Here is a 17400-nt window from a genome sequence, read left to right on the forward strand (position 1 = left end):
AAGATAAGAAACGATTATGAAGAAACTGAAATTTATAATGATGGCAGCTGTCTGTGCTCTCTTTGCTTCCTGCATGGGCGGCAGCTATGCAGAGCCTGACGAGCATGCACCAGCTCCTTACGGCAACAACGAACTGACAGAAACGAATGTCATTTCCATTGCCCAGCTGAAGAGTAACTATTCAAACTATATCGGTACTGATTACCGTGATGGCATCAGCTATGCAAAGGTAACTGATGACATCAAAATCAAGGCTGTCGTTACCAGTTCTGACGTTGCTGGCAATTTCTATCAGGAATTGGCACTGCAGGATGCAACGGGTGCAATCATCGTAAGTATAGCACAGAAAGGCTTATACGGTGCATTACCTATAGGTACTGAAATCTTAGTCGCCCTGAAAGACCTTTACGTAGGCAACTACGGCAAACAAGCACAGATTGGAGTTCCTACGACCAATGCCTCTGGCGCAACATCCATCGGTCGTATGAGCCGCGCCACATGGGACCTGCATTACAAGATACTCTCTACGGGCAACAAGGTTGAACCGACCGAGTTTGCGGTAGGTAACAAAGAAACCACATGGGACCTCAACACCGATGGCGGTAAGCTCGGTGTTATCCGCAACGTAAGTTTCAAGAGCAGTAACAATCCCAAGGTTACAGACACTTTCGCCAGCGTTGATGGCGGTGCCGGCAGCGTAAGCTGGACATTAAACGAGCAGGATGGCAAGAAGGTTATCGTCTACAACAGTAACTTTGCTAATTTCGCCAACAACAAGATACCGACAGGCAAGGTTGACATCACAGGTATCTTCAAGCGATTCAACAACCAGTGGGAAATCCTCATCCGTTCACTTGATGACATCAAATCTGCTGAGAAGATAGATCCATTCAAAGGACTCCCAGGTAAGGGTGACGGCACACAGGCTAACCCATTGGACATCACACGTGCACTGGCGTATGCAAAGCTGAACAAGAAGGATGCTACGACTTACTACATCAAGGGTATTATCTCACAGGTTGACGAAGTATCGCTCCAGTATGGTAACGCACGCTACTACTTGTCTGACGATGGCACATCAACCAACCAGCTGCAGGTGTTCCGTGGTTTCTATCTGAATGGTAATAAGTTCACTGATGCCTCACAGATCAGTGCAGGAAAGAAGGTCGTAATTCTCGGCACCTTAGATTTCTACGAGGCAACATCTACACCACAAGTAGGAAAGGGAAGTAAGATTATCTCAATTAATTAACAAGACAAATAACAAAAAGAAAATGAAAAAGATTATTTATTCAATGATGGCATTGGCAATGACAGCCACAGCCTTCACAAGCTGCGAGGACGTTCCAGCACCATACAACATTACTTTTGAGGAAGGCAATAATAACACTACACCATCAGCTCCTGCTTCGGGAACTGGCACGGAAGCTGACCCATTCAATGTTGCTGCAGCACTTAAACATATTGATGCAGGTCAGAATCTCGACAAGGAAGTATATGTTTCCGGTACGATTGTAAGTGTCAAGGAGATTGATACTAACAATTATGGTAACGCAACCTACTTCATCTCTGACGACGGAACAACCAAAGGACAGCTGACTGTCTATCGTGGCTATGCACTTGGCAACAAGAAGTTCACGCCAAACGATGTCCTCAAGGCTGGAGACAAGGTTGTCGTATATGGTAAACTTGTCAACTTCAATGGAACCAAGGAGTTTACACAGGGCAACTACATCTATACCCTCAATGGCAATAAGGCTTCACAGACACCCGTAGTAGATTTGAATACAGAGGCAACTGCATGGACCGTAGCTGAAGCTGTGCAGAAGATACAGGCAGGGCAGACAGCCAATGGCGAGGCATACGTAAAGGGTATCATCGCTGAAGTAGCTTCCTACAACGACAAGTACAAGAGCATCACTTACTATATCTCTGACAACGGCACAGACAAGACACTCCAGGTGTTCTCCGGAAAGGGTCTGAATGGTGCTGGCTTCGCTGCAAAGACCGACCTTCAGGCTGGCCAGACAGTTGTTGTAAAGGGTAACCTGAAGGCGTTTACCAACAGCCAGGGGCAGGTTATCATGGAGGTTGACAAGGACAACAAGATCATCTCTATCAGCGGTCCATCAAACCCACAGCCTTCCAATGCAATCCTTACAGCAAAGTTTGAGACAGGCATGGACAACTTCACGATTAAAGACATCAACCTTCCATCCGAGCTCACTTACATCTGGAAACATGATGCCTCCAAGAAATACATGAAGGCTTCTTCACATAAAGGCACTGCTGACTATGCAGCACAGAGCCGTCTGGAGTCACCTGTTTTCAGTCTCGTGGGCAAAAACTCGGCAACTCTCACATTCAATGTTGCAGCCAACTACTTCACAAATGCAGCCAACAACTTTAAAGTACAGGTTTCTACCGATGGTACAACATGGAATGATGTTGCCCTGTCAACCTATCCTGCTGCAGACTGGAAGTTTGTTACCACAACCTGCGGCCTCTCTGCATACGCCGGTCAGCCTACTGTCCGCATCGGTTTCCTTTACACTTGCGACGGCACAAGTGCCGCAGGTACATGGGAAATCAAGAACGTAGAAGTAAAGTAAAAAACAGCTTGAAATATTTGGCAGGGTGCAGAATTATTCGTAATTTTGCACCCTGTTAAGTGTCTGTATCTTTTAAGAACAAAGAAAAGGCAATGGCAAGCATATTATTAACAATTAGATAAAAACAAAATGAAACAAGGTATTCATCCAGAAAACTATCGCCCCGTCGTATTCAAGGATATGTCCAACGGCGATATGTTCCTTACAAAGTCTACATGCAAGACTTCAGAGACAGTAGAGTTTGAAGGCGAGACTTACCCAGTGGTAAAAGTCGAAATCTCAAGCACCTCTCACCCATTCTACACAGGTAAGAGCAAGCTTGTCGATACAGCAGGTCGCGTTGACCGCTTCATGAGCCGTTACGGTAAGTTGAAGAAGTAATCGATAATACCCTTCGACATTATTACATACAAAGTGCGGACAAACGTAGTTGCATATACGTTTGCTCGCACTTGTGCGTTTTTGGCTACCGGGATTTAACTCAGAGTACGGTCTCAGAAAACAAAGTTTCATACGCCGGCATCCCTCTGCATACCCTTGGGACTTCAGACTTCTGCGAGACATTTCCCTTTTACGCTGCACAGTCAGCCCAGTGAGAGGGTTTCCCGCAAACCCTGCACCGTATTTCGCTCACACAGCGAATGCGAAACAAAGAACAAAGAAGCTCCACAGCATCCTGAAAGTCATCGAGGACGCAGAAGCCAACGCTATGAGGTAACCCACAGTTCACGAACAGCAAAGACAGCCAAAATGCGCTACACCAGCACTTGGAAATAAAAACAGCAAAGCATAACAGAACCACTCAACAAACTATTTGGAAATAAAAACAGCAAAACATAACAGAACCACTCAACAAACTATTAAAACCCAAAGACAGAACAATGAAAAGAATAACACTAATCACAACAGCACTGTCATTCTCGTTCCTTGCCCTTACAGCATTCACATCATGCAGCAAGGACGATGACAACTCCAATGACACAGGGGGAAAAGAGAATGTTTTTAACAACACCAACTCCAATCTCAAAGACCTGCGTCCAGTAACACACCGGCTGGAATTTCCGAAACTGAAAGGCGGCAAGAGCGTCATCCTCACCCATAAGCTGAGCGACGGTGAGGTGAACTACAGCGTGGAGTGGGACGTGGAGAAGAAGTCGAACCGCTGGACCTGCTACCAGATATATGCCAGCAATGCAAAACAAACCGTGAAAAGAAAGGACCAGAAGAGTGCAAACCTCTACCCTATGGATCCGCTCTGGCCAGCCAATGCCTTCTTCACTTACGACCCTTACCGGGGTTCGGGCTATGACCACGGACACCTTTGTCCCTCACAGGACAGGGTAAACAGCCGGGAGTCGAACGACCAGACCTTCTATCTCAGCAATATGCAGCCACAGGTTCACGACTTCAATGCAGGCATCTGGGAAGTAATGGAAAGAAAGATGAGAACCTATATCACCTATACGAGTGGCTCAAAGGACACCTTGTTTATCTGCCGTGGTGGTACGATTGACAAGCAGGGGCAGTACACCTATATCAGGAACAACTTCATCGTCCCCACTTACTTCTTCTCTGCAGCCCTGATGAAATACAAGGTCAGAGGACAGGGCGACTGGCAGTATAAAGCCATCGGCTTCTGGTTCAAGCATGAGAGTAACTCTCGCACATCCCTCACACCTTATGTTGTCAGCATCAAAGAACTTGAAGAAAAAACCGGCATTGACTTCTTCTGCAACCTGCCCGATAACATAGAACAGGATGTAGAAAACAAGACTCCAGGTCAGATGATCATTGTCTGGAATATACGATAGGCTATCTGCCTGTCACCATAATATAAAAAGAGCGCATCAAACAAGCTGCTACAGCAATGTTTAACGCGCTCTTTTTTCATAGTGTTGACAACGCAACGACTGTCAGTTATCCCGTTCCAGCCATCAGAACCGACACCGTTTTGTAAAGATAATTCCACGCTTCAAAATTTACTCATGCTTAATTGCACCTCAATTAAGCCTTAACAGAGGTCTAACTGATGCTTAATTGAGGTCCAAGTAACGCCCAATTGAAACCCAATTAAGCACCTTTTCTTGCACTGTTTTATAACTAATTGACTACCTGCATATTAGAAACACGGAAATCAAGGCTCATTATTTCTTTTCCATACCGCTAAGAATAAGAAATAATGTAAGGAAAATTCAAATTGAAAAACAGCAAATACCACCATTCTCAGTAAAAGGATTCTTTCTGCACAGACTCATCAGGACCAGCCTTCAAGCAGATGTCCAGGACCAAACAAACACCCTTATTTATGCTACCCAGTAAATACAAACAGCCATCTTGACAAAGATAATTCACCACAAAAAACCTTTTGAAACAGAATCAACACGGGAGAGATTCTTAAAGGACATAAAAACGAGGATTATGATTAGCATTTTTCAGATTTTATGAGTACCTTTGCCATGTGGCAGTGTGTACTTAACCGAACGGGGAAAAAGCACGCCGACATACAAGAAGACAAGCTATAACAGAGAATACTGAATGAAAGAATTTATCATATCTGACGTCAAGGCTGAGACAGCCGTCCTTGTAGGTCTTATTACCAAGGAACAGGACGAGGCCAAGACAAAGGAATATCTTGACGAGTTGGAATTTCTTGCTGACACTGCAGGTGCTGTCACCGTGAAGCGATTCACACAACGGGTGAACGGTCCGAGTGCTGTCACATACGTCGGAAAGGGAAAACTTCAAGAGATAAAAGATTATATCAAGCTGAAGGAAGACGAGGAAGAGCCTATTGGCATGGTCATCTTCGACGATGAACTGTCAGCCAAGCAGATGCGTAATATCGAGCAGGAACTCGGCGTGAAGATACTGGACCGGACTTCCCTCATCCTTGACATCTTCGCCATGCGTGCCCAGACTGCCAATGCCAAGACACAAGTGGAACTGGCACAGTACCGATATATGCTTCCACGTCTGCAACGCCTGTGGACGCACTTGGAGCGTCAGGGCGGCGGCTCGGGCTCTGGTGGCGGCAAAGGTTCGGTAGGTCTGCGTGGACCGGGTGAGACCCAGCTGGAAATGGACCGCCGTATCATCCTTCAGCGCATGTCACTTCTGAAGCAGCGGCTGGTAGAGATTGACAAGCAGAAGGTGACACAGCGCAAGAACCGTGGGCGTATGATACGTGTTGCACTGGTAGGTTATACGAATGTGGGCAAGTCAACAACGATGAACCTACTGGCGAAAAGCGAAGTATTTGCAGAGAACAAACTCTTTGCAACACTTGACACAACCGTGCGTAAGGTAGTTGTAGAGAACCTTCCTTTCCTGTTAGCTGATACCGTAGGATTTATCCGTAAGTTACCGACCGATCTGGTGGACTCCTTCAAGTCTACCCTTGACGAGGTGCGTGAAGCCGACCTCCTGCTGCACGTCGTAGACATCTCCCATCCTGACTTTGAGGAACAGATACAGGTGGTCAACCAGACATTGTCTGAACTCGGCTGTGCTGACAAGCCGTCAATGATTATCTTCAATAAGATTGACAACTATCATTGGGTGGAGAAAGAGGAGGATGACCTCACACCAGCCACGAAGGAGAACGTCACACTGGACGAGTTGAAGAAGACATGGATGGCTAAGGAGCACGACAACTGCCTCTTCATATCAGCCAAGCAGAAGGAAAATATCGACGAATTCAGGGAAGTGCTTTACAAGAAAGTGCGTGAACTGCACGTTCAGAAGTACCCTTACAATGATTTCCTTTACAACATTGAGGAAGAATAAAAGTTATTGGGCTAATTAGCCCAATTAACCCAACAAGGCTAATAACAACTAAAAGAAAACGCTTATGCAATACCGTTCCCTTACCCGTGAAGAGATTGAGACACTGGAGAATAACAACTGCTGGGCAGAAGACTGGAGCCAGGTGAAGGTTGTTGAGGAAGGATTCCAGGCGAAGTTCTTCCACCGTGTCATGTTCTATGGTGACATCCGGCTGGGAAGTTTCCAGAAAGATGTTGAGATAACAAAAGGGTTCTTCAAACATTCCGGCATCAATGATGCGACCCTTCGCAATGTGACTGTCGGGAACGACTGTCTGATTGAGAAGATTGGGAACTATATCAACAATTATACGATTGGCAACGACTGTCTTATCTCCAACATCTCGGTCATGGAGACAACGGAGGGGGCTACATACGGAGAAGGCAACCTTATCTCGGTGCTGAACGAGGTGGGCGACGGAAATGTAATCTTCTTCCATGACCTCAACAGCCAGTTCGCAGCCTTCATGGTGAAGCATTTCAACGATAAAGACCTCAAGAATGCCATCCGAAGACTGGTTTCGGAAGAGATTGCACGCACAAATCCTGAACGTGGCACGATCGGTAACAGCGTGAAGATTGTCAACACGAAAGAGATTACGAATACTGTAATACAGGACGACTGTGAGATTTCCGGCGCAAGTCGTCTGAGTGACTGTACCATTCTCAGCTCTGAATATGCCAGCGTCTATATCGGCACGGGGGTCATCTGCGAGAACTCCATCATATCAGACGGCTCAAGCATTGTGAACAGTGTGAAGATGCAGGACTGCTTCATTGGCGAGGCATGTCAGATTGTTAATGGCTTCACGGCATCACAGAGCGTATTCTTCGCCAATTCATTCATGGCAAACGGCGAGGCATGTGCAGCCTTCTGCGGACCGTTCTGTGCTTCTCACCACAAGAGTTCGCTGCTCATCGGTGGTATGTTCTCGTTCTATAATGCGGGTTCTGGCACCAACTTCTCCAATCATGCGTATAAGATGGGACCGATGCACTGGGGCATTCTGGAGCGTGGAACGAAGACGGCAAGCGGCAGTTATCTGCTGATGCCTGCGACAATCGGAACTTTCTCCGTCTGTTTCGGTAAGCTGATGCACCACCCCAACACCACTGCCCTACCCTTCTCCTACCTTATTGCCGAGGCTGACAAGATGTTCCTCGTGCCGGGTCGCAATATAACTACCGTCGGACTTTACCGTGACATTCGCAAGTGGCCGAAGCGTGACATGCGTCCACAGCAGACACAGAAGAGTATTGTCAACTTCGACTGGCTCTCTCCTTTCTCTGTCGGTGATGTTCTACAAGGCAAGAAGATACTTGAAAATCTGCGTCAGGCAAGCGGTGACAACGTTTCATCTTATAACTACCATGAGTATGTCATCAATGCCAGCAGCCTGCGCAAAGGCATCAAATACTATGACATTGCATTACGCATCTACATGGGTGCCGTGCTGAAGCGGGCACACAAGTGGGGCTTCTTTGGCAAGCCGGAGACTGAAGTGGGTACTGGAAGATGGGATGACCTGTCGGGGCTTCTGCTCCCTGTATCGGAAGAACAGCGCCTGATTGACGACATCAAGAACGGCAGTCTGGAGACTATCCAGGAGGTTATTGAACGCTTCCGGGAAATCAATGACAATTACCGTGTCTATCAGTGGGCATGGACTTACCGCCTGATCTTGGAATACTATGACATCGAGGAGATTACTCCCGAGGATGACGCACGTATCAAGAAGGATTATATCGAAGCACGTCGGGCATGGATTGCTGAGATTAAAAAGGATGCCGAGAAGGAGTTTGAGATGGGCGATGTAGCCAGAGAGGTGTTCGAGTCGTTCGTCAACAGCCTCGACCATGAGATTGACTTTGAGAATTAATAATTACACCTTATATAATATTAAACAACTGACTGTATGAGAAAACATTCCCTTAACCGCACCCTCATGAAGGGACTCAGCTTAGGAATATTCTTCCTGTTGGCCACTCTGACGGTTCATGCACAGCATTACAGCTATGAAAGTGTACCGAATGACCCGATGCAGACACGTATCTACACACTGAAAAACGGTCTGAAAATCTATCTGTCTGTCAATAAAGAGAAGCCACGTGTGCAGACTTACATCGCCGTACGCACTGGTTCACGCAATGACCCGAAGGAAACAACGGGACTGGCACACTATCTGGAGCACCTTATGTTCAAGGGTACAACCCACTTTGGTTCGTCAAACGTGGAGGCTGAACGTCCTTACCTTGACTCTATCGAGGCTCGTTTCGAGCAGTATCGGCACATCACTGACCCTGCTGCACGCAAGCAGTGGTACCATCAGATTGACTCAATCTCACAGCTCGCAGCCCGCTACAACATCCCGAACGAGTACGACAAGATGATGACTGCCATCGGTAGTGAGGGTACAAACGCCTACACTTCTAATGACGTAACTTGCTATGTAGAGAATATTCCATCTAATGAGTTGGACACTTGGGCAAAGGTTCAGGGTGATCGCTTCCAGAATATGGTTATCCGTGGCTTCCACACAGAGTTGGAGGCGGTATATGAGGAGTATAACATAGGTCTTACCAGCGACTGGCGCAAGATGTATGCAGCACTCTTTGCAAAGCTATTCCCTACCCATCCTTATGGAACACAGACTACTATCGGTCTTGGTGAGCACTTGAAGAACCCTTCAATCACCAACATCAAGAACTATTTTAACAAATACTACGTACCAAACAACGTGGCAATTTGTCTCTCTGGTGACCTTAATCCAGACGAGACTGTAGCCATCATTGAGAAGTATTTCGGTACTTGGAAGCCAAGTGCACATATTGATGTGCCACAGTTCCCAGTACAACCAGCCCTAACAGCACCAGTAGATACGACTGTTATCGGTAAGGAAGCTCCAACCTTCTTCATGGGTTGGCGCGCTGATGCTGGCAATTCTTTGCAGATGGATACATTAGAGATTGTTGCGCAACTGCTTTCTAACGGACAGGCTGGACTCTTCGACCTCAACCTTAACCAGAAGTTGAAGGTACAGGAAGTCGGTGCAGGAGTAACCGACATGAATGACTATTCTGTCTTCTATCTCTATGGACAGCCAAAGAGCGGACAAACTTTACAAGAGGCACGTGCCCTCGCTTTGTCAGAAATCGAGAAGCTCAAGAAGGGCGCATTCTCTGATGATCTTCTTCCATCTATCATCAACAACTACAAGCGTTACTACTATACACAGCTGGATAACAACCAGTTCCGTGCAAATCAGTACGTGGATGCTTTCATCAACCATAAAGACTGGAAGCAGGAGGTTGATAAACTCAATCGTATTTCAAAGCTAACCAAGGCTGAACTTGTAAGATTTGCTAACAAATTCCTTGGCAACAACTTCGCTTGTGTCTATAAGGAGCAGGGCAACGACACCACTATCAAGAAGGTGGAGAAGCCATCTATCACTCCTATCCCTACCAATAACGACAAACAGAGTGACTTCTTGAAGGAGATTGTAAACACGAAGACAACTCCTATACAGCCACAGTTTGTTGACTACAAGCGTGACCTTACCAAGGCTACAACAAAGAAGGGGCTGCCTGTTCTCTATAAGCAGGACACATCAAACGACCTCTTTACACTTTGTTTCGTAGTTCCTTACGGTGACGAACACAACCCAATGCTCAGCTATGCGGCAGGTTATCTTGACTATTTAGGTACAAACAAGCTCAGCAACGAGCAGATTAAGCAGCAGTTCTACAAGTTAGCTTGCGACTATAGCATCTCTGAAAGAAACGAGGTTTCGTACATCACATTAAGTGGTCTCAACTCTAACCTGCCTCAGGCACTTGCACTCTTGAACAACTTGCTCAACAATGCAAAGGTTGACAAGGAGGCTTACGAACTCTATGTAGAGCAGATCCTGAAGTCACGTAGTGACAAGAAGGCTAACCAGAAGGCCAACTTCGCAGCCCTCAGAAACTATGTTACTTACGGAAAGTACAACCCTACTCGCAATATTCCAAGCGAACAGGAGTTGAAGTCAATGAACCCACAGGAGCTCCTTAACCTGCTTAAGAATTTGAAGAACTACAAGCAGACAGTGCTCTACTATGGTCCTTCAAGTCTGAAAGCGGTTGACCAGCTTGTCAGCAAGACAATCCTTTCGCCAAAGAAGTTCGCTGAAGTCCCTGCTATCAAGCGCTATAAAGAGGAGGCAACACCACAGAACGAGGTTATCATTGCCCCATACGATGCAAAGAACATCTATATGGTTCAGCTCCATAACGAGAACAAGTTGTGGTCAGCTGACCATGCACCAATCATCGCACTCTTCAACGAGTACTTCGGAGGTGGTATGAACGCAATCGTCTTCCAGGAGTTGCGTGAGGCACGTGGTTTGGCTTATTCAGCTTCAGCTGTCTATGCTTCGCCTTACCGTTTAGGAGGTAATGAGAGCTTCTACACCTACATCATCACACAGAATGACAAGATGATGGACTGCGTAACAGAGTTCAACAAGTTGCTCAACAGCGTACCAGTACGTCAGAGTGGCTTCGATCTTGCAAAGCAAAGTCTAATGAAGAGCCTTGCTTCTGCACGTACGACAAAGTACTCCATCCTCACATCTTATCTTGCAGCACAGCGTTTAGGTCTTGACTATTCATTGAGTGAGAAGATTTACAATGCCCTTCCAAGTCTGCAGCTTCAGGATGTTATCAACTTCGAGAAGGAGAATATTGCCAACAAGCCATTCAAGTATATCATCCTCGGTGATGAGAAAGAGCTTGATCTCAAGGCGTTGGAGAAGATTGCACCTATCAAGAGAGTGACAACAGAGGAAATCTTCGGCTATTAAAAGACAATAGATAGATACAAAAACATATTACTAATAAATAGAAAAACCCTGCCTGCCCTACCTAAAAAGGGCAGACAGGTAAACAAAACATTATGGCTGAATTCAAATATGCCCCAATGTTCCAATTGGGCAAGGATGACACCGAGTACCGCCTGGTATCAAAGGAAGGTATCAGCGTCGGTGAGTTTGAAGGTAAAGAAATCCTGAAGGTTAGCAAGGAAGCACTTACCTTGCTGGCACAGGAGGCGTTCCACGACTGTGAGTTCACACTCCGCCGTGCGCATAATGAGCAGGTTGCAAAGATTCTGACCGACCCGGATGCGTCAGAGAACGACAAGTACGTTGCTCTCCAGTTCCTCCGCAATGCTGAAACAGCAGCAAAGGGCGTGCTGCCTTTCTGCCAGGACACGGGTACTGCCATCATTCACGGCGAGAAGGGTCAGCAGGTTTGGACTGGTTTCGAGGATGAGGAGGCACTCTCCCGTGGCGTGTTCAACACCTTTACAGAGGAGAATCTCCGCTACTCACAGAATGCTCCGCTCAATATGTACGATGAGGTGAATACAAAGTGTAACCTCCCCGCACAGATTGACATCGAGGCTGTTGAGGGCGCAGAATATCGTTTCGTAATGGTAGCTAAGGGTGGTGGCTCTGCTAACAAGACCTACTTCTACCCGATGACCAAGGCAACTATCCAGAACGAGGGCACTCTCATTCCTTTCCTCGTTGAGAAGATGAAGAGTCTCGGTACGGCGGCTTGTCCTCCTTACCACATCTGCTTCGTAATCGGTGGTACTTCAGCAGAGAAGAACCTCCTCACCGTTAAGCTCGGAAGTATCAAGTATTACGATAATCTTCCTACTACCGGCGACGAGACAGGACGTGCTTTCCGCGACATCGACCTCGAGGAGAAACTTCTCAAGGAAGCTCACAAAATCGGTCTCGGAGCACAGTTCGGTGGTAAGTATCTTGCTCATGACATCCGCATCATCCGTCTGCCACGCCACGGTGCAAGCTGCCCTATCGGTATGGGCGTCAGCTGTTCTGCCGACCGTAACATCAAGGCAAAGATCAACAAGGACGGTATTTGGTTGGAGAAGATGGACACCAACCCGAGCGAGTTGATTCCAGAAGAGTACCGCAAGCCGGGAGAAGGTGCGAAGGGCATTGAGATTGACCTCGACAAGGGTATGGATGCTGTTCGTGCTGAGCTGACAAAGTACCCGGTTTCAACCCGTGTCAACCTCAAGGGTACCATCATCGTTGCCCGTGACATCGCTCACGCTAAGCTCAAGGCACGCCTGGATGCAGGCGAGGAGCTGCCAGAGTACTTCAAGAACTACCCTGTCCTCTATGCCGGACCAGCTAAGACTCCAGAGGGCTACCCATGTGGTTCAATGGGTCCTACCACTGCCAACCGTATGGACCCATACGTTGATGAGTTCCAGGCACACGGTGCATCACTCGTGATGATTGCTAAGGGTAACCGCACACAGGCTGTGACAGACGCCTGCCAGAAGCATGGCGGCTTCTACCTCGGTACTATCGGTGGTGTTGCTGCCGTTCTCTCACAGAGCAGTATCAAGAGCATTGAGTGCGTAGAGTATCCAGAACTTGGTATGGAAGCCGTATGGAAGATTACCGTTGAGGACTTCCCTGCCTTCATCCTCGTTGACGACAAGGGGCACGACTTCTTCAAGGAACTGAAGCCTTGGACGGGCTGCAGCTGTGAGAAATAAAACCCTCCAACACATAAAGCAGCTGTACCAGCGTTGTTATCTATCGTAAATCGCAGGAAAGCACAGGCCTTTTCCTAACGACACACTGGTATAGCCTCATCTTACAAAGCGGTATAAGACGAACTTCCGTGACGTCTTTATACCGCTTTTTCATTTGATACTTCACCAAGAACAGAGCCGCAACTGATGCGAAAAAACATGACAAAAAACCGCAATGCTTCCCTCTAAAAAACCGAAAAAACATCCATTTTCATCTCATTTGTAACTAACAGCTAATCAAACACTTGCAAAACACAAATGTAAAAGGTGCTTAATTGGACTTCAAAAGGGCGTTAGTAAGACTTCAATTAACGCCCTTTTGAAAGCCAAAAGGGCATCTTTTAGAAGCCAATTAAGCATCAATCGTTTTCAGAGAATGGAAAAAATATTACAAATCGGGGAGGTGGTGGGTGGTGGGTGATGGGTGGTGAAGGATAGTAATAAAGAAGGGTGATGAAAAGTAAAAGAACTTTGAAACTCATAAAGTTATATCTTTAATTCATTGTAAGAAATGATGCGGCTGAAGTATTGATGAGGCGTTTTTTCAGGATATTTGGTTCTATATTGTCCATTATAAGCGTTTTTGTAATGGTTGTTATTTGCAGTATAAAAGATTCATTCTGCCTTAATATATCTGTTTTGTTGATAGATAAAGGTTTTAATCTGTTTCTATCGGATGCCAATATTTTTCGTATTGATGGCGAAAGTATTTCTACTTGTTCATATTCTGTCTTGAATTTTATTGCACACAGGTAAAAGAATGTGCGCAATATCAGGGCTTTTAGTATTAAAGTGTGTGAAATAATGGCTCAATTCTATTATTCAGTAACAGGAAAAGCCGTAATTTTGCAATGAATTATTAAAGGGAGAATGCTTATGGGACAGAATATTATTATATCAAAGCAATTCAAGAGTGAATTGGCTACAGCCATCTCAGAATGTGAGAATGACAAGACTTTCGTACTCGTCGATGAGACGACACGTGAGAAGTGCTGGGAACTTATCAAGGACGAGTTCTGTCTGAAACAGGCGCAGGTGATTAGTATCGGTACGACTGACGGCAATAAAACGCTCGACACGCTTGCCTATGTATGGCAGGCATTGCAGCTGGGCGGTGCAACACGTCACTCCCTGCTGATCAATCTTGGAGGCGGTATGGTGACCGACCTTGGTGGCTTTGCTGCTTCAACCTTCAAACGTGGTATCAACTTCATCAATATTCCGACGACACTCCTTGCAATGGTGGATGCCAGTGTAGGAGGCAAGACAGGTATCAACTTCGGTGGATTGAAGAATGAAATCGGTGTTTTCAGTGATGCCGGCTTTGTTCTTCTTAATACCGAATGGCTCAGAACACTGGATGCAGAAAACATCCGCAGCGGTTATGCTGAGATGTTGAAACACGGTCTGATAGCCGATGAGGAGATGTGGGCAGAGCTGGTCGGCTTCAATCTTGCGCAGCCTGACCTACAACAGCTTGCCGTAATGCTTGGCAAGAGTGTCCGTGTGAAGGAGCGTATTGTTGAGGAAGACCCACATGAGAAAGGTCTGCGAAAAGCACTGAATCTTGGCCATACCTTTGGTCATGCCTTTGAGTCATGGTCAATGAAACGTAATCCTGTCCTTCATGGTTATGCTGTTGCTTTCGGGCTGATAGCTGAACTTTATCTGTCTGTCGTGAATACTGGTTTCCCAATCGAGCGGATGCGGCAGACGGTCAGTTTCATCCGGGAGTATTACGGTTCGCTGCGAATTACCTGCAATGATTATCCAGACCTCATTGATTTCATGCACCATGACAAGAAAAACCGTGGTGATGAAATCAATGTAACACTTCTGGGTGCTGTCGGTGATGTCCGCATTGACCAGTCTGTCAGCGAAGAGGAGGTCAAGGAAGCACTTGACTTTCTGCGTGAGGGATAGGCAGTGAAAAGGGAGAATGGGCGGTTATACCCCATCTTCCTCTGCCATTTCCAGTTCCGATTTCGGTTCTTCAGAGTTGGGATGGTCGGTAGGTGTGTCAAGCTGGGTAGCTTTGGTGATGCGGATATGGCTCATATTGTCTATAGTTACGTCCATTGGCATATATTCATCACTGTTAGGGTCGGGAGAGCCGACGCTGGCACCGAAGTAGAGAATATTGCCCTCTGCACGGTCGAACATGAAGCCTACGAGTGCACCATTCTTACCGTACTGATTGTTGGTAAACTCTCTGAAGTCATCTTTTGTGAAGGTACGGTCATAGAAAGTTGAGCCATCCTGCCGGAGGATGTTAAGCTGTATTTTATTATCGTAATACTTGCGTCCATCCTCGTCATGCACCATGGCGAGCGACTTGTCCGCAAAACGGCGGATGCGGATTGTATATGCATTACCAAGCCATTCTATCTTTTTCTCATACTGGAAGTCAGACATCTGCTGTGGACCACTCGGCAGCTTTGGCTTTGGTACAATCTTAGTAATAATATCCTTCGATTTCTTTTCCTGTTTGCAAGCACTGATACCTAAAAGCATCAAGCCCATGAGTAGGAAGTGGAGTATTTGTTTTGTCATAATCTGTGAATCTTGTTCACAAAAGTACGCATTTTCTTTGAACCTTGCAAGTATGGGGATTGAAAAGAGTGGGCAGTAGTAGCTTGATGGGGAGAGGTAAGCGGTGATGTGTTTGCAGGAGTGTTATCTGCCAGGCGTTTCCTCTCCGTGACTTTTGAGCTATAGCTGTTAGTTGGGAGAGGAATACGCTTGTTGAGGTTACAGGCAGTCCTTTATCAGCTTGACAAGCTGTTCTTCGCCCAGTCCTGAACGTTCGGAGGCTGTGCGGATAGTTGCTTTCTTGAGGATAAGTTTGCCCAATGGCGAGTTCAGCATCTTGAAGGATGGGTAGCGGGAAGCAAGTTCTTTCTTGAGATGCGGATAGGTCGCAAAAAGGTCTTTCAGAAGGGTGTCGGAGGTAATATCGAGGGATGGAGCATGGCTTTCATTGCCATCATCTCCAGTTGGATTAGTGGTAGCAGGTTCGGCAGAACCAACAGAACTGTCCGAATCATCAGAACTGCTATCCTTCCCTGCCCACGTCAACAATGTCTGCGAACCCGTCAGCTCACGGATATGCGTACAATCCTGCATCATCTCCAGTACGCCACGGAAGCGACCTTCGGCATCACGCACAGCAAAGTACACAATATATATGAACACTTCCGGCTTGTTAATCCAAAATTCCGCCTTGTCCTGTTCGCCACTGCGGAACTTCTCAACGATTTCCTCTACAATGTGTACGCTCTTTCGTGGGTGACAGTTGGACACCTGTCTGCCAATGACATTCTTTGACCTTGGGAAGATGCGGTGGTCCGTATCGGAATAGAACTTCACCAGTTCGTTCTCGTCCACGAAAGAAATGTCTACTGGTAGATGCTTGTAAATAAGGTTAACCTGCTCCAGAGTCAGCTTACCTGTTGCCACATCCAGTTCTTGCTGTGGTCCTGCAGCGTATCCATACTTGCTGAGTAATGCTTGCAGGTCTTCTGCAAAGCCTTCCTTGGGTGATGAGTATTGGGTGTCTGGTGTTGATGGTGTCTCCACATTGAAGAATGCAAAGCCGATTTCCTGGTCACCCGATTTCATATCTTCAAACTCTTCAGGCGTAATAAGTGCAAGTGAGGTGGGATAGAGAATTGTCTCCTCTTTCTCCATCAGGTCACGGGCATGTGCTATGAATGGTTCTTGTGCAGCAATGAAGGTCTCCTCATCGCCTGTCTCCAGCAGCTGCACAGACTCTTTGATTTCATCACGTATGATGTCATCAAAGATCCACATAGTTGTTGTCGGACGGTCAAAGCCTTTCTTTTCCAGAAGAGGATAGAGTTGATTCTGCTTGCGCTGATAGTGGATGGGATACTGACGTATCTGGTCATAAAGCTCCAGCCACTGGTTCTTGATGACCGGATACTGCATGAGATCTTCCACAGCAAGCAACAGACGGCGCATCTCATCGTTCTCTTTATAATAATGTATGAGCGGATGACCGGCAGGCAGTTCGGGGCGACTGTTATCCATGAAGCCTTCCACGAGTTCCATCATCCTGCGCATATCAGCCCGTATGCACTCGTCTTCGTCGCCCGTCTTGAGGTTCTGTTCCATGTAAGCGATGTGATAAGGGCGGATTGTTCCCACCTTCGTCCGCATCACTTCACGTGCCTCTTCCAGTGTAATCAGTCCAGTTTCGTACTTCTCTTCAACTTCCTGCAGTGCCTGCATCTTCTCCATCTCGATTTTCGGGAGAAACTCTTTCATCTTATTTGCCATAGTTCTTGTTACTGATTTATGAATTCTGCAGCAAAGA

At 46.6% G+C, this 17400-nt stretch carries 11 protein-coding genes; 9 read left to right on the top strand and 2 right to left on the bottom strand.

The genetic code is table 11. From position 1 onward, the window contains the following. Nucleotides 1-16: 16 nt before the first annotated feature. The 9 genes from ADJ77_RS10850 to aroB all read left to right on the top strand — a co-directional run bounded on the left by ADJ77_RS10850 (nucleotide 17) and on the right by aroB (nucleotide 14984). On the top strand, nucleotides 17-1252 hold the full coding sequence (locus tag ADJ77_RS10850) for a DUF5689 domain-containing protein (protein WP_025078728.1): 1236 nt from the start codon (nucleotides 17-19) through the stop codon (nucleotides 1250-1252). A 22-nt stretch (nucleotides 1253-1274) separates the two neighbouring features. Further along, complete coding sequence (locus ADJ77_RS10855; RefSeq protein WP_050696401.1) at nucleotides 1275-2612, top strand: choice-of-anchor J domain-containing protein; 1338 nt, start codon at nucleotides 1275-1277, stop codon at nucleotides 2610-2612. 129 nt (nucleotides 2613-2741) lie between these two features. Next, nucleotides 2742-2993, top strand: a complete 252-nt coding sequence (locus ADJ77_RS10860; RefSeq protein ID WP_004361523.1) for a type B 50S ribosomal protein L31 — start codon at nucleotides 2742-2744, stop codon at nucleotides 2991-2993. 500 nt (nucleotides 2994-3493) lie between these two features. Beyond that, on the top strand, nucleotides 3494-4423 hold the full coding sequence (locus ADJ77_RS10865; protein ID WP_025078727.1) for a DNA/RNA non-specific endonuclease: 930 nt from the start codon (nucleotides 3494-3496) through the stop codon (nucleotides 4421-4423). 724 nt (nucleotides 4424-5147) lie between these two features. Then, nucleotides 5148-6398, top strand: a complete 1251-nt coding sequence (hflX, locus tag ADJ77_RS10870) for a GTPase HflX (RefSeq protein ID WP_050696402.1) — start codon at nucleotides 5148-5150, stop codon at nucleotides 6396-6398. A 64-nt stretch (nucleotides 6399-6462) separates the two neighbouring features. Further along, nucleotides 6463-8316: a DUF4954 family protein gene (locus ADJ77_RS10875; protein WP_050696403.1), complete on the top strand. Its 1854-nt coding sequence runs from the start codon at nucleotides 6463-6465 to the stop codon at nucleotides 8314-8316. 36 nt (nucleotides 8317-8352) lie between these two features. Next, nucleotides 8353-11283 carry a M16 family metallopeptidase gene (locus tag ADJ77_RS10880; RefSeq protein WP_025078726.1) on the top strand — a complete coding sequence of 977 codons (2931 nt, stop codon included), beginning with the start codon at nucleotides 8353-8355 and terminating at the stop codon, nucleotides 11281-11283. A 92-nt stretch (nucleotides 11284-11375) separates the two neighbouring features. Next, nucleotides 11376-13022: a fumarate hydratase gene (locus ADJ77_RS10885; protein WP_050696404.1), complete on the top strand. Its 1647-nt coding sequence runs from the start codon at nucleotides 11376-11378 to the stop codon at nucleotides 13020-13022. 915 nt (nucleotides 13023-13937) lie between these two features. Then, complete coding sequence (aroB, locus tag ADJ77_RS10890; protein WP_025078725.1) at nucleotides 13938-14984, top strand: 3-dehydroquinate synthase; 1047 nt, start codon at nucleotides 13938-13940, stop codon at nucleotides 14982-14984. Nucleotides 14985-15008: 24 nt separating this feature from the next. On the opposite strand, the gene ADJ77_RS10895 is transcribed toward aroB, so the two are convergent. Both ADJ77_RS10895 and ADJ77_RS10900 read right to left on the bottom strand, forming a co-directional pair. Continuing rightward, complete coding sequence (locus tag ADJ77_RS10895; protein ID WP_025078724.1) at nucleotides 15009-15614, bottom strand: DUF4738 domain-containing protein; 606 nt, start codon at nucleotides 15612-15614, stop codon at nucleotides 15009-15011. Between the two features lie 198 nt (nucleotides 15615-15812). Further along, the gene (locus tag ADJ77_RS10900; RefSeq protein ID WP_050696405.1) at nucleotides 15813-17363 is read right to left on the bottom strand and encodes a DUF438 domain-containing protein; all 1551 of its coding nucleotides are present in this window, start codon (nucleotides 17361-17363) and stop codon (nucleotides 15813-15815) included. Between the last annotated feature and the right edge of the window lie 37 nt (nucleotides 17364-17400).

It is taken from the genome of Prevotella fusca JCM 17724 (assembly GCF_001262015.1).
Taxonomy (GTDB): domain Bacteria; phylum Bacteroidota; class Bacteroidia; order Bacteroidales; family Bacteroidaceae; genus Prevotella; species Prevotella fusca.